The 19,980-nt window shown below is 69.2% G+C and carries 24 protein-coding genes and 3 pseudogenes; 9 read left to right on the top strand and 18 right to left on the bottom strand.

The window, feature by feature from the left end:
* Nucleotides 1–54: 54 nt before the first annotated feature.
* From ACFYXH_RS39960 to ACFYXH_RS39940, 5 genes are all read left to right on the top strand, one after another.
* Nucleotides 55–222 (top strand): hypothetical protein, encoded by a 168-nt coding sequence (locus ACFYXH_RS39960; protein ID WP_389574066.1) that lies wholly within the window; start codon nt 55–57, stop codon nt 220–222.
* A gap of 128 nt (nt 223–350) precedes the next feature.
* Nucleotides 351–890 (top strand): plasmid mobilization protein, encoded by a 540-nt coding sequence (locus ACFYXH_RS39955; RefSeq protein WP_389574065.1) that lies wholly within the window; start codon nt 351–353, stop codon nt 888–890.
* On the top strand, nt 887–2,611 hold the full coding sequence (locus ACFYXH_RS39950) for a relaxase/mobilization nuclease domain-containing protein (protein WP_389574063.1): 1,725 nt from the start codon (nt 887–889) through the stop codon (nt 2,609–2,611). Before ACFYXH_RS39955 ends, ACFYXH_RS39950 begins: the two co-directional genes overlap by 4 nt.
* An 82-nt stretch (nt 2,612–2,693) precedes the next feature.
* Entirely contained in the window at nt 2,694–3,137 is a 444-nt protein-coding gene (locus tag ACFYXH_RS39945) for a hypothetical protein (protein WP_389574060.1), read from the top strand.
* 95 nt (nt 3,138–3,232) lie between these two features.
* A complete protein-coding gene (locus ACFYXH_RS39940; RefSeq protein WP_389574057.1) occupies nt 3,233–3,913 on the top strand; it encodes a hypothetical protein in 681 nt (226 codons plus the stop codon).
* Nucleotides 3,914–3,992: 79 nt separating this feature from the next.
* On the opposite strand, the gene ACFYXH_RS39935 is transcribed toward ACFYXH_RS39940, so the two are convergent.
* The 4 genes from ACFYXH_RS39935 to ACFYXH_RS39920 all read right to left on the bottom strand — a co-directional run bounded on the left by ACFYXH_RS39935 (nt 3,993) and on the right by ACFYXH_RS39920 (nt 6,786).
* The gene (locus ACFYXH_RS39935; RefSeq protein ID WP_389574055.1) at nt 3,993–5,066 is read right to left on the bottom strand and encodes a hypothetical protein; all 1,074 of its coding nucleotides are present in this window, start codon (nt 5,064–5,066) and stop codon (nt 3,993–3,995) included.
* 179 nt (nt 5,067–5,245) lie between these two features.
* On the bottom strand, nt 5,246–5,932 hold the full coding sequence (locus ACFYXH_RS39930) for a DUF317 domain-containing protein (RefSeq protein WP_389574052.1): 687 nt from the start codon (nt 5,930–5,932) through the stop codon (nt 5,246–5,248).
* A 78-nt stretch (nt 5,933–6,010) separates the two neighbouring features.
* On the bottom strand, nt 6,011–6,292 hold the full coding sequence (locus ACFYXH_RS39925; RefSeq protein ID WP_389574101.1) for a hypothetical protein: 282 nt from the start codon (nt 6,290–6,292) through the stop codon (nt 6,011–6,013).
* A gap of 104 nt (nt 6,293–6,396) precedes the next feature.
* On the bottom strand, nt 6,397–6,786 hold the full coding sequence (locus ACFYXH_RS39920; protein WP_389574049.1) for a DUF317 domain-containing protein: 390 nt from the start codon (nt 6,784–6,786) through the stop codon (nt 6,397–6,399).
* 588 nt (nt 6,787–7,374) lie between these two features.
* Between ACFYXH_RS39920 and ACFYXH_RS39915 the strand changes: the two genes are divergently transcribed.
* From ACFYXH_RS39915 to ACFYXH_RS39905, 3 genes are all read left to right on the top strand, one after another.
* Nucleotides 7,375–7,686, top strand: coding sequence for a hypothetical protein (locus tag ACFYXH_RS39915; RefSeq protein ID WP_389574046.1), 312 nt, complete (start codon nt 7,375–7,377; stop codon nt 7,684–7,686).
* 10 nt (nt 7,687–7,696) lie between these two features.
* Nucleotides 7,697–9,262, top strand: a complete 1,566-nt coding sequence (locus tag ACFYXH_RS39910; RefSeq protein ID WP_389574044.1) for a caspase domain-containing protein — start codon at nt 7,697–7,699, stop codon at nt 9,260–9,262.
* A gap of 377 nt (nt 9,263–9,639) precedes the next feature.
* Nucleotides 9,640–9,783 (top strand): hypothetical protein, encoded by a 144-nt coding sequence (locus ACFYXH_RS39905; RefSeq protein WP_389574042.1) that lies wholly within the window; start codon nt 9,640–9,642, stop codon nt 9,781–9,783.
* Between the two features lie 509 nt (nt 9,784–10,292).
* Here the strand turns inward: ACFYXH_RS39905 and ACFYXH_RS39900 are convergent.
* Nucleotides 10,293–10,976, bottom strand: coding sequence for a hypothetical protein (locus ACFYXH_RS39900; RefSeq protein WP_389574039.1), 684 nt, complete (start codon nt 10,974–10,976; stop codon nt 10,293–10,295).
* Nucleotides 10,977–11,022: 46 nt separating this feature from the next.
* Nucleotides 11,023–11,343, bottom strand: a complete 321-nt coding sequence (locus tag ACFYXH_RS39895; RefSeq protein WP_389574037.1) for a hypothetical protein — start codon at nt 11,341–11,343, stop codon at nt 11,023–11,025.
* Nucleotides 11,344–11,353: 10 nt separating this feature from the next.
* Between ACFYXH_RS39895 and ACFYXH_RS39890 the strand changes: the two genes are divergently transcribed.
* On the top strand, nt 11,354–11,509 hold the full coding sequence (locus ACFYXH_RS39890; RefSeq protein WP_389574034.1) for a hypothetical protein: 156 nt from the start codon (nt 11,354–11,356) through the stop codon (nt 11,507–11,509).
* Here ACFYXH_RS39890 and ACFYXH_RS39885 read toward each other — a convergent pair.
* The 12 genes and pseudogenes from ACFYXH_RS39885 to ACFYXH_RS39830 form a co-directional block, all read right to left on the bottom strand.
* Nucleotides 11,503–12,051: pseudogene (locus ACFYXH_RS39885) on the bottom strand (transposase). The gene ACFYXH_RS39890 and the pseudogene ACFYXH_RS39885 overlap by 7 nt on opposite strands.
* Nucleotides 12,048–12,587, bottom strand: coding sequence for a winged helix-turn-helix domain-containing protein (locus ACFYXH_RS39880; RefSeq protein WP_389574031.1), 540 nt, complete (start codon nt 12,585–12,587; stop codon nt 12,048–12,050). Before ACFYXH_RS39880 ends, ACFYXH_RS39885 begins: the two are co-directional and overlap by 4 nt.
* A 43-nt stretch (nt 12,588–12,630) precedes the next feature.
* Nucleotides 12,631–12,843 carry a hypothetical protein gene (locus ACFYXH_RS39875; RefSeq protein ID WP_389574028.1) on the bottom strand — a complete coding sequence of 71 codons (213 nt, stop codon included), beginning with the start codon at nt 12,841–12,843 and terminating at the stop codon, nt 12,631–12,633.
* Between the two features lie 26 nt (nt 12,844–12,869).
* On the bottom strand, nt 12,870–13,349 hold the full coding sequence (locus tag ACFYXH_RS39870; RefSeq protein ID WP_389574025.1) for a hypothetical protein: 480 nt from the start codon (nt 13,347–13,349) through the stop codon (nt 12,870–12,872).
* Between the two features lie 35 nt (nt 13,350–13,384).
* Complete coding sequence (locus ACFYXH_RS39865) at nt 13,385–14,263, bottom strand: DUF317 domain-containing protein (RefSeq protein ID WP_389574022.1); 879 nt, start codon at nt 14,261–14,263, stop codon at nt 13,385–13,387.
* 45 nt (nt 14,264–14,308) lie between these two features.
* Nucleotides 14,309–15,502, bottom strand: a complete 1,194-nt coding sequence (locus ACFYXH_RS39860) for an ATP-grasp domain-containing protein (protein WP_389574099.1) — start codon at nt 15,500–15,502, stop codon at nt 14,309–14,311.
* A 93-nt stretch (nt 15,503–15,595) separates the two neighbouring features.
* A pseudogene (locus ACFYXH_RS39855) lies at nt 15,596–15,899 on the bottom strand (hypothetical protein).
* A 91-nt stretch (nt 15,900–15,990) separates the two neighbouring features.
* A pseudogene (locus tag ACFYXH_RS39850) lies at nt 15,991–17,164 on the bottom strand (MFS transporter); the annotation flags it as partial.
* Complete coding sequence (locus ACFYXH_RS39845; RefSeq protein ID WP_389574019.1) at nt 17,161–17,676, bottom strand: hypothetical protein; 516 nt, start codon at nt 17,674–17,676, stop codon at nt 17,161–17,163. The gene ACFYXH_RS39845 and the pseudogene ACFYXH_RS39850, both read right to left, overlap by 4 nt.
* Entirely contained in the window at nt 17,673–18,566 is an 894-nt protein-coding gene (locus ACFYXH_RS39840) for a winged helix-turn-helix transcriptional regulator (RefSeq protein WP_389574016.1), read from the bottom strand. Before ACFYXH_RS39840 ends, ACFYXH_RS39845 begins: the two co-directional genes overlap by 4 nt.
* Nucleotides 18,567–18,596: 30 nt before the next feature.
* Entirely contained in the window at nt 18,597–19,019 is a 423-nt protein-coding gene (locus ACFYXH_RS39835; RefSeq protein ID WP_389574013.1) for a hypothetical protein, read from the bottom strand.
* Nucleotides 19,020–19,460: 441 nt separating this feature from the next.
* Nucleotides 19,461–19,919, bottom strand: a complete 459-nt coding sequence (locus ACFYXH_RS39830; RefSeq protein ID WP_389574010.1) for a hypothetical protein — start codon at nt 19,917–19,919, stop codon at nt 19,461–19,463.
* Between the last annotated feature and the right edge of the window lie 61 nt (nt 19,920–19,980).

Here is a 19,980-nt window from a genome sequence, read left to right as displayed (position 1 = left end):
CCGCGTACGCACGCACCATCCACCGCCGAGGCCAGCGCCTGGGCGGAGGTCCTCGTGCACCACCAACTCCTACACGCAGCCGTACTGGCCCCCACCGGCCAGTGGCTCATCCAGCACCGCACCGAATCCCCCATCCACGTCCTCGGCGGCCCGACCGCCATGGTCGACCTAGCCGCCGAAATCCAGCACCGCATCCGCACCACGAGGAACCGCACCCGATGACGAACCCCACGACAAACCCCACCCCCGCGCCAGGTGAGCCGGAAACCAACTCGACCTCAACGCGAGCAAGTTGGTGCGAGAGTAATACTCCCGTTGGGAGTATTACTCTCGCGTCCTCCGCACCGGGGGTGGCGGAGGCGGTCCAGCGCCAGGGGGCACTGGACCGTGGGGATGCGACCGAGGGCGGCTCGCATCCCAAGGAGGAGATGACTCACCCGTGCCACAACCCGCACTGCGCACAGCACGCGAGTGCGCCGCCGAGCCAGCCGCCTGCGCGTAATCGCACGCCAAAGACCAAGTCCAGCAAGCGCACGCATCTGATCGCCAGCCGCTTCAACGACACCGAGAAGCAGTCTGTGCTCGACGCCGCGGCAGCGTGTGCCATGACACCGTCCGGCTTCCTCGCCCACGCTGCACTGAGCGCCGCCCGCAATCTGACGCGCACGGAAGCCGAGGTCGCCGGCGAACGCGAAATGATGCGTGAGCTGTTCGCCCTACGCCCCGCGCTGAACCGGATCGGCAACAACCTCAACCAGGTTGCGGCAGCCTTGAATTCGGACGAGCCCGCGCCGCAGGCCAGGGCAGTACTCGCTGCCGTTGACCAGGTGTCGCTGCGTGTGGACGCCTTCGTCCAGCGCTACCTGGACGGCGAGCGTCCGGCTGCATGATCCCCAAAGTCCACGACATGGGCGATGACACCCGCGGCCTGGTGGCCTACCTGTACGGCCCCGGCAAGGCCGAGGAGCACATCGACCCCCACCTCGTCGCGGCATGGGACCGCCTGGCCCCCGACCCCGGCCGCGACCCCAAGGCGACGTACGGCGACCTGCAGCGCCTGCTCGACCAGCCCGTCATCGCCCTGCCCGAAAGCGACAGGCCCGCCGAGCACGTATGGCACCTGTCCGTACGCGCCGCCCCCGAAGACCCGATCCTCACCGACGAGCAGTGGGCGGACATCGCCCGCCGCATGGTCGCCGCTACCGGCATCGCCCCCGAAGGCGACGACGCCGCCTGCCGCTGGGCGGCCGTACGGCACGCCGACGACCACATCCACATCATCGCCACCATCGTCCGCCATGACGGCCGCCAGGCCCGCATCCGCCAAGATGGCGCCCGCTCCCAGGCCGAGGCCCGGAAGATCGAAGTGGACTACGGGCTACGCCGGTTGAACACCGGCGACGGAACCGCTGCCAAGCGCCCTACCAGCGCCGAACGCCATAAGGCGAACCGCCAGGGCAAGGAACGAACGCCACGCGAGGCACTGCGGGAGGCGGTGCGCCGCGCCGCCGCCGGCGTCGCCAGCGAGCAGGAGTTCTTCGACCGGCTGGCCGCCTCCGGCCTCCTGGTCAGTCAGCGCGTCGCACCTTCCGGCGATCTGCTCGGCTACAAGGTCGCGCTGTCCGACGACTGCAACGAGGACCAAGAGCCGATCTACTATTCGGGCTCCACCCTCGCGCCCGACCTCTCCCTGCCGCGTATCCGCGAACGGTGGGCCACCAACGCCTCCGAACCCGACCGCGAGGCCACCACGGACCGCTCCTCCGGCTCCGCCCGGGTCAGCCCGTCGGCCGCCCGGCGTCAGGCGACGTGGGCGGTCTGGCAGGCCGTGCTCGTCGTCGACCAGGGCGACGACGGGCAGATCACCGCGCAGCTCGCCGGGGCCGGCGAGGTCCTCGACGCGCTCGCCAAGACCTCGGCCGCGCACACCCGGCGCGAACTGCGAGACGCCGCCTTCGCGTTCGAGCGAGCCACCCGCTCCCACGTCCGGGCCGGGCGAGGGCACGCCCGCGGTCTGCGGCAGGCAGCCCGTGACCTCGTCCACGGCGGTCCGGCGCTCGGCCGCGGGGAGGACGGCGCCACCACCGCCATGCTGATCGACATGGTGTTCTTCCTGGTCACCGCCGCCGCCCACTGGCACGGAATGAAGGAGCACGCCCAGCAGGCCGCTGCTGCCCGCCAGACCGCCGAGCACCTGCGCGCCGCCTACCAGGCCACAGCACCAATGTACCTGGGCGTCATGCACCAGCACGGTCGGCGCCTGTCCCAGCCCCTACAGCGCAAGCAGACCGCCTACCTGCGCCAGGCGGTGCCGGAGCTGGCCGAGCAGATCCTCACCGAGCAAGGCTGGTACGCCCTGGCCGCCACGCTCGCCGACGTCGAAAGCGCCGGGCACGACCCGACCGCGCTCCTGGCCGAGGCTGCCGAGCGGCGGGAGTTGGACACCGCCGACTCAATCAGCGACGTGCTCGTGTGGCGGCTGCGGCGCATGGCCGATCTGCCCGCCGACGCTTCCGCCATGCCCGAGCCCACGGCCACCGCGCCCACCGCTGCCCGCAGTACTGCGCAGCGTCCGACGAACCGCAAGGAGCGCTCCGCCAAGTCCCGCTGAATTCAACATTCTTAGAGTTGCAGCAGGTCAGGGACTTACGGCACTCTCCTCGTGCAGGCGAGACGACAGAAATGGAGACGGCGTGATCCGACGCAACCGTGCGGACCGAGAGTTCCGTGAAGCCCAGCGTTCCGGCCAGGCGGTGCTAGCGATGCACACCGAGTGGCCACTGCCGGACGCACCCGGCCCGATCGCTGCGCCGGCCCCGGCCGCGCCGACCGCCACGGTGGTGCCCGACTTCCTGCCGCCGGACTTCCGGGCACCGTCCCGCCAGGACGTCTCGGGCTTCATGATGCGCTGGGACCAACCGCTCGTCATCGACAGCGAGGTCCACGCCTGCCACTGCGGTGCGTACCGGAACTGGATCGTCTTCAACATGCGCGACGACTCGGTGTGGCTGCGCTGCGAAGTCGGCCACGAAACGGAGGAGACCCGGCTGGACACCGCCTGGTACAACCGCAACTCCGGTCCGGTCGACCACTTCCACCCCACCCTCGAAGACGGCCTGCGCCACCTCGGCCACTGAAAGCGCAAAACCCCTTCCCCTCACCCCTGCGTTCGTCGGCACCCGGAGGGCCGACCCGGTCAGACCATCCGTCTCGCATCACCAAGGGGTTTCGCATGCACCGTTCCACCACGACCACCCTCGCCCTGAGTGCCCTCACCGTCCTCGCCCTGACCGGCTGCGCCAGCCACACCGAGCCCGCCGACTCCTCGGCCGCACACCGGGGCGGCAGCACCCCCTCGGCATCCGGGCCGCTGTCCTCGGCCCAGCTGAACAAGCGGCTGCTGAACGAGAGCGACCTGGGCGAAGGCTACACCCGCAAGCCCGAGACCGCTCGCCGCAACGACGACGTCACCGTCATCGGCTGCCCGGCGCTGGAGAAGCTCGGCAGCGACGCGGCCACAGGCTCCGGCCTCGACTTCACCCGCAAGGCGAAGGCGTCCTTCACCTACACCGGCAGCAGCAGCTCCGAGGTCAGCGAGGAGCTGTACAGCGACAGCGCCGCGAAGCTGTCCAAGGGCATCGGGAAGGTCTTCGACGCGATGCTCTCCTGCCCCTCCTACCAGGTGACGTCGGGCAGCACCGTCGTCGACATGAGTACCGAGAAGTCGGCCGCGCCGGACCTCGGCGACGAGCAGTGGAGCCAACTGCTCACCTTCTCCGCCGGCGGGCAGCTCAGCGTCGTCAAGCAGACGGCGATCCGCACCGGCAACATCCTGGTGACCGTCTCCGGCTCGCCGGGCCTCGTGGATGCCCACCTGGACAAGGCGCTCGCCAAGGCGCGCACCGCACGCTGATCCGCTCCTCCACCTGCCCCGGTGTCCGGGCCTGTCCTCCCGACAGGCCCGGACACCGGGGTTTCGTCGTATCGGGCGATCAGCCGTCGAGACGGAGTTCGCCTGGTTCGTAACGGAGTTGGAAGGTCTGCGCGTGCTCCCCGTCCATCCAGTACAGGGTCATGGTCGACAGCATGCTGCGCTTGATATACCGCGTTCGCGAGGGCATTCCTTCGTCCTGCTCGACAATCCAGGCCTCCACCCGCTCCGGCAGACCGAACCTCAACGCGTATGCCTCTGGGTGCTCCGCCGAGCGCAGTTCCCAAACGGGATGTGACGCTGCCTGATTGATGCGGCGCAGGCGCACCGCATGCGTAGGATGCCCCCTCGCGTAATCCACGAAGCCGTACAGATCATCCGAGGCCAGTCCCAAGACGAACGGCGCGGCAGGAAAGGCCAGGACAAGACCCAACTGCGACCGGCTGTACAGGGCCTGAGCCAGGTAATCGAGTGGCGCGCGAAACGTGTCGGACAGGTCGACATCGCCGGCGGCCATTTCCAGCAACGGGCCGCGAAGATACGCCCGTATCTCGTGCACCTTCGGCCGCTCGGCTGCGGGAGTGGCTTCGAGTGCTGCGTGAATGGTGTCTGCCGTGGTCTTGACGAGATTCCGCAGTACGGCGAAGTCCGGTGCGGAGAGGTCGATCAGGGATATCTGGTGGGCCAGCGCGTAGTCCTGTGCCTCCGGGCTGAAGCCGGACGTAGAGAAGATCGCGTAGCTATAGCGGTATCGCGTCCGTGGCCGGCCGGTCCCCGGGGCGGTGAGCGTGGTGGTCTCGCCCTCGTTCACGTCGTGGATCACACCGTGGCCGTTACGTGCGGTGGGCAGACCAACTGGAGCTGTGGTCAGGTACTTTGCCTCGACGAACAGGCGGACCGGCAGGGAGAACGGCGGGACGTACCGGAACTGTCCGAGCGCGTCGACCTGGTGCCATGCCCCACGCCCGCGGACTAGCAGGCCGTTCTTGTCCTCTTTCAGCACCTTCCACGGCTCTTTATCCTTGTCGTCGTCGGCCGTGAGGACTTCGAAGCCGCTGGAGCGCAACAACCAGGCCAGCACCTCCTCCAGGAGGTAGCCGCGCAAGGGTCCTTTTCCGATTACTTTGCCTGCCACGACGGTGATCCTATGCACAGCCTTGATCTTGGTTCCAGGGTGCCGTCGGGTTCGCGCCTGCCGGGGTACGGCGAAGGCCCGGTGGTTCCACTCTCGTGAAGAGAGTGGAACCACCGGGCCTGAAGAAGGGGCATCACCCCGTCGATCCCCCGCCTCGGTCACCGGCTATGAGCAGCTCGTCAGCCGCGGCGGACCACGGTGAGGCGTTCCTCCGCGCCTTCGGGCAGTGTGCGGCGCGGGACCGGGCCGGGTGCGGCGAGCGAGGAGGCGAATGCCGCGACCAATTCGTGCGGGGTGCTCGCGCTGAAGCTCGCGCACCACAGATACGGCGCCCCGAGTACGGGCTCCGCCCACGCCTGCCAGCCCAGCAGGTCGTCACGGGGGTCGGCGTCGTGGATGAGCGGCGGCAGCATCTCCAGCGAGACGTTCGTGGAGAAGCCGGGGTCGGTGGCGGTCGTGCGCGGACGGTCCATGTCGCGCAGCCAGCCCCGGGCGCTGAGCGCGGTGAGTACCGCCTCGGCGTTCTCGAGCCCGGCATCGGGGGTCTCGTTGGCGTCGAGCGCGAGCAGAATATCGGTGAGGGCCTCGTGCGGTACGCCGGCGGTGAAGTACGCGTTCCACTCGGTCAGGGCCGAGGCGCAGTGCGGACGTGCCGACAGCTGCCAGGCGACCGGGAGGCCGCCCAGCTCGAACGGGTAGGCGGCGAGGATCCACTCGGCGCCGCGCAGGCCGTCGGGGCTCGTATAGAGCAGAGTGTTGCGGGAGGTCGGCCACATGCACCAGCCGAGGTCGGTCAAGGTGTCGCCGATCCGCTCGGCGAGGACGCCGTCGTCACCGGCCAGGTGGCGCGGGGTGACCCAGTACATCGGGTCCGGCGAGGTGGGGTGGGAGGGATCGATGGGGTGGTGCGGGTGCAGGGGCGCCTCCGTCAGTTCGGGGGTGAATCACTGGCCGTTGTTCGGCCTGGTCGCGCCGCGTCGGCGGCGCGGGGGTGCCTCGACGGACTCCTGCCAGGTCAGAGCGACGGCCACGGCGGGCGGCAGGGGGCCGAACTGCTCGGCCTCCGGGGATTCGGCGATGTAGACCATCGGCCGGCCGTGCTCGTCCACCGTCTTCTCCACGCCGCCCAGGCGGTGGGCCATGGGGAAGAAGGGGTTGATGGCGAGACGGACGGGTGTGTCGCGATCGCAGGTGGACAGCAGGTCGAGGATGTCGCCGACGGTCATCTCGGGCGAGTGCGGGTCCAAGGCGTTCTCCTAGCGGTAGCGGACGAGGCCGCGAGAGCAGGGGCAGGGTACGCGGCACGTATATAGGGAGGAGGACGTGCCCGTCACAGGGGCCGGGAGGTGGACAGGATCCGGGCTACGACATCGGCGACGATCTCCGCCGGCGTGTCCGTGCCGAAGGCCATTCGGTAGCCGGGGACGTTCGCGGTGCCGGTGACCGCGATCACCCAGCCCTCGCCCGTCACCCAGCCCTCGCCCGTCACCCAGTCCTCGTCGTCGCCGCCGGGCCGGCCGTTCGGGAAGTAGCCGAGGTAGAACCGGCCGTCGCGCGAGCTGACGTGCACGTCGGCACGGTCATCGACGATGTGGGTGAAATCGGCCTCCGAGAACTGGTCGATCACCTCCATCGCCTGGCCGGCACCGAGCTTCCAGGAGCGGAGTCGCAGGGCCGCGACCGTGGTGGCGAATCCGGGTTGCGCCGCATCCAATGCCACAGCATCACCTCTCTGACCTGGGGTTTTCCGGAAGGTCGTTCAGGTTGACATGCTGTTGCAGCGTCCACCAGTCCTTTGGGCGATCTTCCTTGTCTGCCACCGGCGAACTGCTGTCCTCTGTCATCCAATCGAGTCGTTTGCCAGCGAACCCAGTCGTTTGGGCTGCCTTGCCATCGAACCTAGTCGTGTGAGGTAGACGCGCTGGGGGTGCTGGGTGGCTGTCCCTGCTGGGTGGAGTCCGCAGGGCCGTACGTCGAGCTGACGGACATGAGCCCCGTACGCGAGCGGGTTCGACGTCCGATACAGGATTGCGTGACGGCCCGTTCGAGGATGTCGCTTCGGTCCGGCCGTTTCGCTGGTCGCGGGGCGAACGTCACTTTCCGAACTGGTTCTGGGCTGCCACCACCGGTCAGCATGTCGGTTTCAAGTTGTGGCTGGAGCGGGACCGATTGGTGCTGTTGGACATTGACCGGAACCGGATTCTCGCTCCTGACCATGAATCACCCTCCGTCTTCGTACAGTTGACTTACTGTCACTGACAAAGGGAGATTCGTGAGTTCAGCTGCCGATGCATCCGAAGTAACAGCCTTGTCCTTCTGGGTTTCGTACGACGATCAAGATGGTCAACTCGACGACGGCGGCGACTCCATGGGCCTGTTCGGCGGTGGGGACGGTGAGGTGCGGCTGAGGAGCGTACCTCTGGGGGCCTTGCGCAAAAACCTCGCCGAGGCCGTTGACGCGTTGCAGCAGGTGTTCACCGAGGCCGCCGACCGAGGCGGACCGCTGCCGTTGCGGGAGGCACACCTGTCCTTCCAGGTGACGGCGAGCGGGGGTGTGCAGTTCGTCGGCTCTGCGCAGATGCAGCGCAGCCACGGCATCACACTGGTCTTCAAGCAGTGACCGGCGCCTGATGGTACGTCACAGAGCCCTCCTCATCGGGGCCAGCGCCTACGAGATGCGCGGTGTCCCGCCCCTCCCCTTCATTCCGGCCGACCTCGCCCGACTCGGATCGGCGCTCGAGGACCGTGGTTTCGACGACGTGCAGGTCCTGGCCGGGCGCGAAGCCGGCAAGCAGGTTTCGGCGAACTACGTGAACGCCCGGGTGGTCGGCTTCCTCAGGCGCGCCCGCCCGGGCGACACCTTGCTCATCCTGCTGAGCGGGCACGGTGTGCATGCCAAGGGTCGCGACTACCTCGTACCCGAGGACATCGACGAGGACACGCATCCCTTCGAGTCGGGGTGCGTGGCGATCGACTGGCGTGAGCACCTCGACGAGACGCCTGCCGAGCACGTCGTCTTCCTGATCGACGCCTGCCGGGAGGGCATCGAGCAGGACTCGATGGGCGTCGCGAGTGTCAAGCAGTGGAGCCGGCAGAAGATCAGCGCCGCGCTGCGCCGCAAGGTGGCGTACGTGTACGCCTGCTCGCCGGGACAGTACGCGCTGTTCGTGCGCCCGCACGACTCCCCCATCAACCCTGTCACCGGGGTCCGGCTCGGCGACTCGTTCAGCATCTTCTCCCGGTCGGTGTCCGACGTCATCGCCGCGCATCCCGGTGCCGCCACACTCCCCCTCGGTCGGTTCCAGGACGCCGTCCAGGACCGGATGACCGAGTTGCACCGCGAGTACCGCAAGAGCGGGCAGCCACAGTCCCTGCGGGTCATAACCGACATCCCGTCCGACGGTTTTCTCTTCCTGCCGTCGCCGAGCGGGCGGTCGGGGCGTGTCCGTGAGCCCTCCACAGCGGGAAGGCACGCCGATACGACGGCGTATGAGAGCGCCGGGATGGGAGTCGAGGCCGGCACTCCCCGACCGGCGTATCCGCAGCACGGCGTTCGGCTGGGCCGACGGGTGTTCTCCGCGCTGACCCTGCTCGGCCTGCTCGGCGTCGCGGCCTGGGCCGCGGCCACCTACAACGGCGATGGCAAGGGAGGCGACGCGAAGTCGAACAAGCCCGGATCGGAGACCTCGCTCACGCCCAGCTCCTCCGGGGCGCGGCCTTCCAGCATGAACAGCAAGAACGACAAGGACAGTTCAGAATCAGGGGAGACCAGCGCGTCCCGCATGTCCGCGCTGCCCGACTGCACTCCGAGCGCTGCGGAGTTGACCGTGCGCAGCCTTCACAACGCATACGGACCCGATGACATCCCCACCCTGCTGCTGACCGCGAAGAACATCACCGGCAGCGACTGCAAGGTCGATCTCGGGCCTAAGAAGACGGTACTGACCCTCACGCCGGTCAACAGCGCCGACGCCTATTGGTCCTCTGCCGACTGCCCCATAGGCTCTGGCAGTCGGCTCTTCCTAGCGCCCGCCCACGGCGACACCACGTACACCGTGAAGTGGGACCGCAAGCCAAGTGCTCCGCAGTGTGGAACGTCTCCGGAAGGGTACGCAGGCTTCGGCACCTTTCTAGCGGAGGCGACAGCACCGGGCTTTGGCAAGGCGCAGACATCATTCGTGCTGTCCAAGTACTGAACACGCCCCCCGTGGAGAGGCTTTGGAGATGGGTGCGTCTCTTCTGTAGGGAGCTTTGACGTGCGCGGTTGCTCACCGAAGGCCGGGTGCTCGATCGTCGTGTTGTCGGCGGCCTGGTTTCGGGGGTGACGGCGATGGTGTCGTGGCTTGAGGAGATCGACGGCGGGAGGCTGGCGCGCGAGAGGAGATCCGTGAACTGCGCTCTCGGATAGAGGAGTTGACCGGACTCCTTGCCGAGCAGGAGTCGGTGCTGTTCCGGTTGGAGATCACCCGGGAGACGATGACGGAGATCCTGTCCGGTGACGGGGCGGTCGCGGAACCCGCGGCCGTGGCGGCTTCGGTGGCCGGTAAACCAGATCACCGGCAGCCGATGGACCGTGTCCGGCGCCGAAGCCGTCCTCACCCTCGGCGCCGTCATCAGCAACGGCGACTTCCCGCGGTACTGGGTCTTTCACACCCACAAAGAACGCGAACGCCTCTACCCCCAGCCTGACCAGCACAACCACGAACTCCACGCCTGATCAGCGATCTCACTCCAGAAGAGCCGTACCCATTCTTCAGTGGCATCCGCTGAAGGCTCGAATGCACAGGGCAGACGGAGCTGATCGTTTGACATCCAACCTAGTCGCCCCAGGCCAGGGCACCGCAACGGACTAACTTCGTTGTCAAAGGACAACTGCCGACCGTCGCACCCGCTGGCCGCCGCTTGGGCCGCTGCGGTCAGCCGAGCCCGCCCCGTCTCTCGCAGCGGCGACGCCCATCATGGTGTCCCGGTCCGCCAGGCCGCACCGAGTTCCGCGAGCCGCCCTCGAAAGTGCGCTACTCCCAGGAGAGATCGTTACCCTTCCACAGTAGGGCGGGGAGCACGGAAGGCCTCTCTCAGACGACCTTTCCGCCAGCGGCTGACGCCATAGCCACGCTCCGGGCGAACGGCCCCGCGTGACCATCGATCGCGTAGAGAACGAGTGGGCGACCTGGCAGCCCACCGACCCGAACTCGCCCGGCGTACGGCAGGAGGATCGGGAAGTGATCACCCGCCGGGTGGAGCTTCGTAGTCGAGCTTCAGCGAGACGTCGGGCCGCATTCCAGTCCGCAGCACAGCCCCCTCGTACGCGCGCGGCAGACGCGACCACTGCGATCTCGGGGTGTAGAGCCGGGCCCCGATGTTCTCGCGGATGGTCTGCATCATGGCCTCTTCCTTCGCAGTCATCGGCTTTGGCGGCAGAGGCAGCGACCGGTATACGTCAGCGCTGACTGGCCGAGGCCGCTCGGTCCGCAGAAGCGTCAACTGCGGTTCGTCCTCGCCGAGCGACAGCAGCACGGACGCCGTGAACTGGCAGCTCGCCCACGCTGTTGCGCCTTCCCAGACGATCAGGCCGATCAGCCGGCACTGCACGACTGCCAAGCACCACTCCTGCTCGCCGATGCTGTACGACTGCATGGCCTCGATGTCGGCGACGATGGTCTGCCCGGCCGTAACCCATCCGTCGGCTGGCACAACCACCGGGTCCCGTCTGGGGCCGATCGCGGCCGTGCAGTCGAACGAGCCGTCCATCGGCAGCCAGCCGCCGTCCGTGGCAGCGTTTAGCAGTTGACTCAGGATCCGCTTCTCCGCCAGGAGGGCACGCACAGCAGCTTCGTCGGTCGTCCTCTCGGTGGCGAACTGGGCCACGACGTCCGCCATGGTGGGCAGGAGACGGAACCGATCTTCCATGCCGGCGACGTCCTTGCCCATCGGCGAGGCAATGCCGTTGCTTGAGTTAGTGAACTATCGCGGGGTGCAGCGTGATGGTCTTGGGTGCGACCCGTCGTGTGGGTTGCCGGTCCCGGGTGTTGATCCGGTAGGAGAGCTTGGAGGAGTACTTCGAGTCCGGCCGTTTGAGGTGCCGGTCCGCCTCGCGTAGACGCCGGGTGCCGTTGTCGAGCTTGCGATGGACCTTCCCCGCCAGTACGGCCAGGAACTTCTTGATCTTCTTGGGTGTGTCCGCGCACTGGCGGACCACGCTGCGGCGTGTGTGCTTGAGAACTTTGACGAACGAGACCCGGTCCGGATCGATGCCGTTGTCGTCGGCCAGGGACATGATGACCCGCGTGAGGGCCCTGGGCGATAGCAAGGCCGAAGGGGGATCCGGCGGCCTGGACGATCTGCGCGGCGGCCTCGGCTTCAACGAGGATGCCGTAGGTGCTGGGAACGCCGAGCATGTGCTCGGCGTGGTCGCGGGCGCCGTCGAGGATGTGGGTTACTGACCTTGTTGGCGTGATGTCGTCAAGGTGAGGCCGGTTTCGGCGAGACATCCGTCGATGAGGTTGCTGCGGTACTGGATCTGGCGGAGACCGTGCCGAAGCGTGCTCATGAGGTGGTCGGGATCGGTGAAGGCGGTGTTGGCCTGGCTGCTGCGTCGCAGCAGTGACCAGATGCCCTCGACGGGGTTGAGGTCGGGTGCATAGGCAGGCAGGAAGTGGCAGGTGATCCAGTCGTGGGTGTTGATGAACTCCCACAACCGGCGGTCTCTGTGGACGTTCAGGTTGTCCTACACGAGCACGATCGGTGCGCCGAGCTGGTGGTGGGCGGCGATGAGCAGGTCGCGGTATTCGGTCCAGGTGAAACTGCGTCTGCCGCCCCGCTTGTGATCGACGTGCCGTTTGGGCCGGTAGATCAGTCGTGAGCGTTCGCCCTGCTTGTAGCAGGCCAGAGCGGCGATGGAGAAGCGGCGCTGGGAGCGTCCCCGCACCCGGATGACGGGTGTGTGTCCGCGCCTGGCCCACGTGCGGGAGGTGGGCGGCGTCATCGAGAAGCCGGCCTCGTCTTCGAAGCACAGCCAGGCCCCGAGCGCCGCCACGGTGTTTCCACCTGGGGCCATGTCTCCTTCACCCACCCGGTGACGGCTTCCTCGTTGCGCTCGGTCGCGCGGCGGGCAGGGACCTGGTGGCTGAAGCCGTGCCGGTGGAGCATCTGCGCGATGGCCGACAGTGTCATGTTCTTGTGGAACCTGCGTCCGATCAGCGTCTTGATCCGCGCCAGTGTCCAGGTCTGGTCCGGCCAGCCGTGCGCTACCGGCCCCGTGGCCAACTCCTGCTCGAGCACCGCGAACAGTGCCTCACGCAGCTTGGGCCTGGACGCCTGCCCCTTCGACTCCAGGGCCGGTGTTCCGCCGTGCTCCCATGCCTGGTGCCACCGCTGTACAGACCGCACGCTGACACGTAACTGCTTGGCGATGGCGGCATTGTCGTGTCCCAGGGCGAATAACTCGGCCGCCTGCATCCGGATGTGCTCGCGGAACACTCGTCGCTCCGCGGTCAAGCCGCCCCCTTGCGGATACCTCATAGAAACGTCCTACCGCCCCAACCACCGCTTGTCAGCCGCGACATCACGCCAACAAGGTCAGTAGCGGGATGTCGTCGTTCAGGCAGTCCTCGACGATGTCGAGCAGGGACAGCGTCGCGCTGGGCAGGCGGTCGCGGAAGTCCGGGTCGGCAATCCAGAAACCGTTCGGGCCCGACGGCGGGGGCGGTCCGGCGACCGCTGTGGTAGTTGGTGGCGGTGGTCGTCGATGGGACGGGAACCAGCGAGGCGTGGACATCCGGAACTCCGTGGCGAGGTGGGTGGTCAGCGGCTGCGGGGCGAAGCCCCGGTGGTGGGTGTCGGCTGGGCGACAGATCGGGCTGCCGGTCGGGACATGGCCAGCGGGGGCGGGAACCAGAAGTGGGCGTACTGCTCAATCGCCGTGCGCAGGCCCGTGCCGTCCGCGCAGTGCCACGGCGACTGGCTGCTGTGGGCGTGCCAGTCACGGATGACGGCGTAGCCGTCTTTGCCGGCCACGAGGTCGCGGGCAGTGTCGCGGCGGGCGAAGGTGCCGTGGTCGGCGAAGCGGAGGATCGCGGTGTCCAGGACGCCCTGCTCGGGGTGAACGACGCGCAGGCGAAGTCCGTCGTACTCGCCGTGGCGGATGGTGGGGGCGAAGTCGATCCGCAGCCGCAGTGCCGAGTTCGGCTGCGGAGCTGCGTAACAGGTGTCGCCGACGATGGCGTACTGGTGGAGGTTCAGTTCGAGGACGTCGTCGAAGAACTGCTGTGCGTGCAGGGCCACGTGGCCTCTCTCGGGCAAAGGGGGTATCGGGAGGATCAGCGGCGAGGGCCGGAGCGACGGGCAGGCAGGGTCGCCGACGGAGTTGTGGTGGTGCTCCAGCGCGGGACGCTGCGCGTGGTCAGCCCTGGCGCACGGCGGGGGGCGGTGCGCCGAACATCGAGGGGCGTGGGAACTGGGGGCGGCGGAGGCGTGACGGGCACGAGCTGGGAATGTTCACGCAGGCCGCGCATTATCTGGTCCTTCCAGCGCGGCAGGGGCGCGGGGTCGGACACGCTCTCGGTGATGGCCTTCACCAGCGGGATCGGGGTGTTCGTGGAAGCGGTGGCGTGCCAGCGGGCATATCCGCTTTTCGGGCCGCCCCACATGTACCAGCGGGCCTGAAGCGTGGTGAGTTCCTTCCCCGGGTCGAGGCGGCCCTGGGTGTATTCGAGCCCGGCCATGCCGTCCGGGGTCTGCAGTTCCAGGACGCCCCAGCGAGGGTGCTGGATCTTCCAGCCGCGGTTGATGAGCGGGACGACGGCGTTGAAGGCGTCGAGTTCGGGGTCGGCGGGGTCGGGCTGGGCGAGGTAGTGCTCGGGGCCGTCCTGGTACGCCTGGGCCAGCGTTGTGGTGAACGCGGTGACGAACTCGGTGGGGCAGGTGTCGTTGAAGCTGACGCCCCAGGCGGGCGGGCCGAAGCGGTCCTCATAGGCGTTGATCCGCCAGAGTCCGTCGTCGTCTCCTTCGGGCAGGAAGCCGAGACGGACTTTGCGGTCGGGTGCGGTGAGGTAGGCGTTGGCGAGGTCGTCGTGGGTCAGCTCCCAGCCGAGCGCCATCAGGGGCTCAAGGGCCGGGTCGCCGGTGTAGGTGCTGCCGGCGAGATAGCGGGGGAAGACGTAGACGTCGCCGTCGATTTCGGCGTCAGGGCCGGTCAAGGGGGCATCCGGGAAGAGTCGGGGCGCGTGAGCGCGGCAGGCGGTCTAGGCGGGGGTGACCTGGATGGACAGGTGCCGGTATGCCTCGGTGGAGCGGGTCTGCGCGACCTTTGCGCTGGGTCCGGTGGTGATCAGGTAGCCGATGCGGGCGCTGAACATGTCGCCGGCTGGCGGCAGCACGAGGTGATCGCCGGAGGCGCGGTGGAAGGTGACGCGCTCGAGCCAGTCGGTGCTGTCGGTGAACTCGGCGTCGAGGCGCCGCTCGGTGAGGGTGCCGGAGTAGGCGGGGTAGATCAGCCGGATTGCTGCTGCCTGACTGCGCGTTGGGGTGAGGTCGGGCAGCACTCCGCAGGCGATGTCGGCGGCGGCGCGGGCCAGGTCGACGCCGGTGGCCAGGTGGACGAGGTGGCCGATCATGTCGCCGGCGATGCGCGCGTTGACCTCGATCAGGCGCGGGCGGTCGTCGACGATGCGGATCTCGACGTGGCTGACGCCGTCGGTAACGCCGACGGCGTCGAGGGCTGCGACGGCGACCGGAGCCACGGCGGCGAGCAGCGGGTCGTTCGCGTCGACCACGTGCGCCAGCTCCTCGAAGTACGGGGCCATCCCGACGGTCCTGCGGGTGATGGCGACCACGGTGGTCTGCCCCTGGTAGGTGACGCACTCGACGCTCACCTCCGGGCCGTCGAGGTACTCCTCGACCAGGACCTGGGTGCTTTCGACTCCGTGGCCGGCGGTCTGCGCGGCGAAGGCATACGCGGTTGGCAGTTCGTCGGCGGTATCGACGCGGATGACGCCCATGCTCGCGGCGTGCGCGGCGGGCTTGAGGACGACGGGATAGCCGATCAGCGCGGCGGCATCGGCCGCTTCGCGCTGGGTGCGCACGTTCAGGGACACGGCGGAGGGCACCCCGTGGCGGGCGAACAGCGTGCGCGAGGTGTGCTTGTTGCGGCAGCCCTGGAGGACCTCGGGAGCCGTGGTGGGCAGGCCGAGCTGGCGGGCGAGACGGGCGACGGGGACGAGGTACCACTCGGTCCAGGTCAGCACGCCGGCCAGCTCGTGCCGCTCGGCGAGCGCGCGCCCGGCCTCGGCCAGTGCCCCCTGGTCGGTGGGGTCGGCGACCCGGTAGTCGAGGAGGAACTCCTTCTCCCAGGTCGGCTCGGCGCCGGAGATCAGGACGACGTCGTAGTGGGCGCGGACGTTCTCAAGGCAGTAGCCGCGATAGGCGTGCGCCTCCATGTCGGCGGCTGCAACGGCCAGGACGACGGGGCGGGAGGACAACAAGGCTCCAAACGGTGTCAGGACAAGGGGAGTTGAGGTACGTAGCGGGGGTCAGGGGGTGCGGCGGCGGCGCAGCTCGAAGGCGCCCGCCCAGTGGGGGTGGTCCTCGATCAGCTTTCGGGCGTAGAGGGCGGTGAAGTTGTTGTTCAGCCCGCGCATTCCCGCGGGGAGCTGCCATCGCAGATCCTCGAACAGCGCTTTCAGCCCGACCTTGGTGGGCCCCTGCGGCGAGCCGGTCGGCAGTCAGGCGCTCCAACGCGCGGTAGTCGTACGGGTGCTCGGCGTCGAAGGCCAGGAACCGGTCGGTCAGCGTGGGCCGCGCCCCTGCTCGAAACAACGGTCGGGATATCGGCAGGCCCAGCTGGTCGGCCGGTGCGTGGGACGTGGGTATGGGGGCGGTCTCCGTGAGGTGAGCAGGGAGGCGACCGGGACGGTCGGGCGAAGGAGGTGCGCAGGGCGGGGGTGGCGCGCAGCCGGGCGAAGGCGGTGAACAGGCCTGCGGCCTGGAGCACGGCGCAGAGGGTGATGACGTGGCCGAGCTGGGCGGACGGCACCGTGGCGACGAGGACGCCGGCCACCGGGAAGGGCAGCAACAGCACCAAGATCGTCAAGGAGAGGGTGGCGCCGAACACGTCCGCGGGGATGAGGCGGGAGCGCAGGGTGCGCAGCACGACGGTCATGCCGCCCTCGCCGGCCATGAGGACGGCGATCAGGGCGAGATAGGCGTGGTACGTACCGGCGAAGGAGACGGCCAGGCATGCAGTGGCGGCGATCGTGGCGGACACGACGCCGACCGGCCACAGGCCGAAGCGGTCAATCGCCCGCCGGCACAGGAGGACCGCGCCGAGCGAGGCGACGGCCGCGGCCGACCAGATGAGGCCGACGTCGGCCGTGGAGTGGCCGAGCTGCTTGATGATGATTACTGGGGCGGCGGCCTGCAGCAGACCGACGGTCAGGTTGGACACGGTCAGTCCGGCCACCAGCCAGCCGAGAGCCGGCAGCGCCCGCAGGGTCGACCATCCCGTGCGCAGTCCCTTCACGACGGGCTGCGCCGCGGCGGGCTCCGGGCGGAGGTACTGGCGCGGGGCCAGGACGCTGGTGAGCAGCGAGAAGACGGCGATCACCGTCAGCATTCCGCTGGCGCCGGTCCACTGGAGCAGGAGGCCGGCCAGGGCGGGGCCGGTGAGGGTGGCGACCTGGTCGATGCCGAGCAGCACCGACTGCACCCGGTGCGCGCGGTTCGCCTGCCTCGCGGCTGGCCACCCCGCCCGCGGTCTCGACCGCGATGTACGAGCACTCGGTGAGGATCCCGGTGGACGCGGCGAGCACCATGACGGTCACGGTCGCCCCGAGACCCGCCTCCTGCTTGGGCAGGAGGAACGCGGCGGCCAGGACGACCAGGGCCCCGGCGAAGGCGAACGCACCCAGTCTCGGAACCCATTCCAGCGCGAATGCCAGGCCGGTCAGGGCCGCGGAATTGGTGGTGGCCAGTACGAGCAGCGGGATGCCGTACGTAGCCATGGCGAACGCGGCGGCGCCCGTGCTGCGCGGCAGGTAGATGCCGCGCAGCACAGTGGGGACCGGGCGGCGGGCATGCCGCGATCCGACACGGGATCTCACGCAGCGCGCCCCGCTTCCGCCGCCTCCTGCGAGGAGCGGGCGCCGGCGTGGTTCAGGACGCGGAAGTTCGCTTGCAGAAACTCGCTCAGGACCTCGTGCGGCGCTGACGGCTCCAGCGTCGAGCCGGGCGCCTGCGGGCTGCGGCTGTGCAGCTGAAGGGCGTGCTGTACGCGGGTGACGAAGTCGACGGTGGTGTCGGGGAAATGGCGTGCGCGTGCCCAGCGGGCCGCGGTGTCGTACACCTCGGCGAGGGCCTCGCCGCTCTCGGTGAGCCGGTAGCGGTCAGGAGCCTGTTCGTCGGCGTGGACGAGGCCGAGGTCGCGTGCGATATCGATCGCGTGGCGCAGTTGCCCGGGGGTGAGGTCGCCGAAGGCGCCCTGCAAGGAGCCGCGCCGGTGGCTGATCGGGCCGTTGTCGTCGATCTCGGTGACCAGGCGTATCAGGCCCGGCAGGGTCAGGGTCCTGATCGCGCGGCGTTCTTGCAGGAGGTGGTCGGGCAGGGAGCGGTTCATCGGCGCGGGCCTCCTGCCGGGGAGATCGGGCGGGCGGGCGTCTGGTGGGAGAAGAGGTCGCCGGGCTGCCACGCCGGACCATCCGGGGGCGTGGTGGCCAGGGCGGGGCGAGAAGTCGGTGCGGCCGGAACTGCAGGCGCCGGAAGGCGAGTCGGGGTGGTCGCCCACGGGCCGGAACGGTTCTGCGACGGGGCGGCGCCCCACCCCCGAGGCCGACGGGCATCGGCCTCGACCGTCGGGGCGGTGGCCCAGGCGGAGATCGCCTGGAAGACGGGGGCGAGCGCCCGTCCGCCGGCGGTCAGCTGGTAGCCGCCGGTTCCACTGGACGTGACGAGACCGTCGGCGACCAGGCGCTCCAGCGGCTTGTAGACGGCGGTCAGCCCGTAGCCCGGCATGGCCTCGGTGGCCAGGGTCTTGGCGGTCGCGGTGCCGCGGGCCTGCAGGGACCACAGGATCGGGGTGGCGTGCCGCGGCGCGAGCAGAGCGACGGCGTCGTCAATGTTCTGAGCCGGCGCGATCCGCTCGGGCTCCATCTCGCCGGTGCTCTTGTTGGCGACCAGGTCCTTCTCCAGATACGTGTCGCCCCAGGCCGCGATCACCGTGAAGACGGGCAGCAGCGCGGCACCGCGGCTGGTGAGGCCGTAGGTGACGTGGCGCGGGGCGTACTCCGTGCGCTCGATGACGCCAGCGTTCGTGAGGTGACGCAGCCGGGGGTGGAGCTGGCCGTCCGCCAGCCACGGAAGCCTGGGCTTGAACTCGGCGTAGCGCAGCGGCTGGGAGGAGATGGTCATCAGCACCCACACGCTCCAGCGCGGGGCGAGCAGGTCCAGGGTCTTGGTGACGCCCAAGAGATCGTTCGGTGTGGAGGGGGGCGGCGCGGTCGTGGCCAAGGAAGGGGCTCCTCAAGCGGTGCGGGTGGATCAGCGGGTGCGGGAGGTGGTCGCCGTCGGGGCGGCGGGTACCGGCGGAGCCGGGGGGTGGGTGTCCGGGGCGGACACGCGGCGCAGGCCGCCGAGGACCGCGCTGGTGCTCTTGGCGTAGGCGTCGCGGGTGGCGACGGACTCGGCGATGCGGCGGGCGCAGTCGAGGATGTGGCCGGCAGCGGACTTGCCGATCTCCCGTTCCGGGGCGGTGAGTTCGCGTAGCCGCTGAAGCTGGAAGGCGATGTTGCGTTCGGCGAGGGCCAGGTCGCCGTGGGTGCCGGTCAGGGCGGCGAGGAGGCTGGCGTCGGGGGTGGCGTCGGCGATGGCTTCGAGTTCGGCGAGCGGCTGTCCGTACAGCGCCTCGATGCGTTCGGCGACGAGCTGGGAAACGGCGTGGGACGGTGTGTCGGGCTGGGGCAATCGGTGGGCTTTCAGGGGCGGTGTATCCGCACCGCCCCGGCGCGCGGTGCGGCCGGGGCGGGCGGCCGGGGATCTTGGGGCTCACGTCGGCGCGTGGGGCTGCCGGTTGAGTCGGAGCGGGCATGGTGCGCAGCAGCTCGTCGAGGGCGGCGGTGTAGCCGTCTCGGCCGGCCAGTGCCGCCTCCAGCCAGTCCGCGTCCCACCGCAGATCGTCGGCGGACAGTTCGCCCATGTCCCCGTCGGCGGCCGTCGCGGCATGGACACGATCACGGACGCGGGCCACCTGCTCCTCGGCGACCGCGAGGAAGCTCCGCAGTTCCAGTGCGTGCTGGAGTGCGGCATTGGCCTCGCCGCGGGCTGCCTGCGCGTACAGCTCGGCCACTTCGGCGCCGAACGCTTCCTGCACTGCCGCATCGCGGCTGGTGGACTTGTCAATGACGCTCACCGTGCAGCCCCGCGCGCCGTGCTGTTCCGCGCGCTGGGCAGCGTGGGCGGGGAGGTGGGCAGGGCCGGAGCGCGGCGGGCGGCGGGGGACGCGCCACTCCACACGCCGGGGCCGCGCTTCCCGGGAGCGTTGGGGTCGAGGAGGTAGTTCACGACCATGGCCCGGCCGTCGCGGGAGGCGACAGCGGCGTTGACCTGGTGGGCCAGCTCCATGACGGGATCGTCGAGTACGTCGCGCGGCTGGGTGCCCAGCGCCTCGACGAGCGCGTCCGCCGCGGAGTCGAGGGCCTGCTGCGTTTCGGTGAGCAGGCCGTACCAGTGCACGACGGTGGCGGCCTCGGGGTTGGCCTGCGGTGCCGCCTGCACCGCCCGGCGCAGGTCGGCGAGCGGCATCTGGAATCGGTCCTCGATTCGCTCGGTGATGACACCCATCACGTCTTCGCTGGCGTCGATCACAGAACATCTCCCTTCTCTTCGGGAATTCCGGTGTGGAAATGGGGAATTGGGTGCCGGGCGG

Origin of the sequence: Streptomyces sp. NPDC002730, assembly GCF_042888805.1 — a bacterium.
In the GTDB taxonomy this organism is placed as follows: Bacteria; Actinomycetota; Actinomycetes; order Streptomycetales; family Streptomycetaceae; genus Streptomyces.
This window is presented reverse-complemented; position numbering and strand designations above follow the sequence as displayed.

What these genes read in the sequence shown, in the direction of transcription:
- ACFYXH_RS39880 (WP_389574031.1), bottom strand. Translation starts at nt 12,587, where the DNA reads ATGAGGTATCCGCAAGGGGGCGGCTTGACCGCGGAGCGACGAGTGTTC.
- ACFYXH_RS39910 (WP_389574044.1), top strand. Translation starts at nt 7,697, where the DNA reads ATGGTACGTCACAGAGCCCTCCTCATCGGGGCCAGCGCCTACGAGATG.
- ACFYXH_RS39860 (WP_389574099.1), bottom strand. Translation starts at nt 15,502, where the DNA reads ATGGAGGCGCACGCCTATCGCGGCTACTGCCTTGAGAACGTCCGCGCC.
- ACFYXH_RS39950 (WP_389574063.1), top strand. Translation starts at nt 887, where the DNA reads ATGATCCCCAAAGTCCACGACATGGGCGATGACACCCGCGGCCTGGTG.
- ACFYXH_RS39845 (WP_389574019.1), bottom strand. Translation starts at nt 17,676, where the DNA reads ATGAACCGCTCCCTGCCCGACCACCTCCTGCAAGAACGCCGCGCGATC.
- ACFYXH_RS39895 (WP_389574037.1), bottom strand. Translation starts at nt 11,343, where the DNA reads ATGTCCCTGGCCGACGACAACGGCATCGATCCGGACCGGGTCTCGTTC.
- ACFYXH_RS39930 (WP_389574052.1), bottom strand. Translation starts at nt 5,932, where the DNA reads ATGTACTGGGTCACCCCGCGCCACCTGGCCGGTGACGACGGCGTCCTC.
- ACFYXH_RS39875 (WP_389574028.1), bottom strand. Translation starts at nt 12,843, where the DNA reads ATGTCCACGCCTCGCTGGTTCCCGTCCCATCGACGACCACCGCCACCA.
- ACFYXH_RS39940 (WP_389574057.1), top strand. Translation starts at nt 3,233, where the DNA reads ATGCACCGTTCCACCACGACCACCCTCGCCCTGAGTGCCCTCACCGTC.
- ACFYXH_RS39900 (WP_389574039.1), bottom strand. Translation starts at nt 10,976, where the DNA reads ATGGAAGATCGGTTCCGTCTCCTGCCCACCATGGCGGACGTCGTGGCC.
- ACFYXH_RS39925 (WP_389574101.1), bottom strand. Translation starts at nt 6,292, where the DNA reads ATGACCGTCGGCGACATCCTCGACCTGCTGTCCACCTGCGATCGCGAC.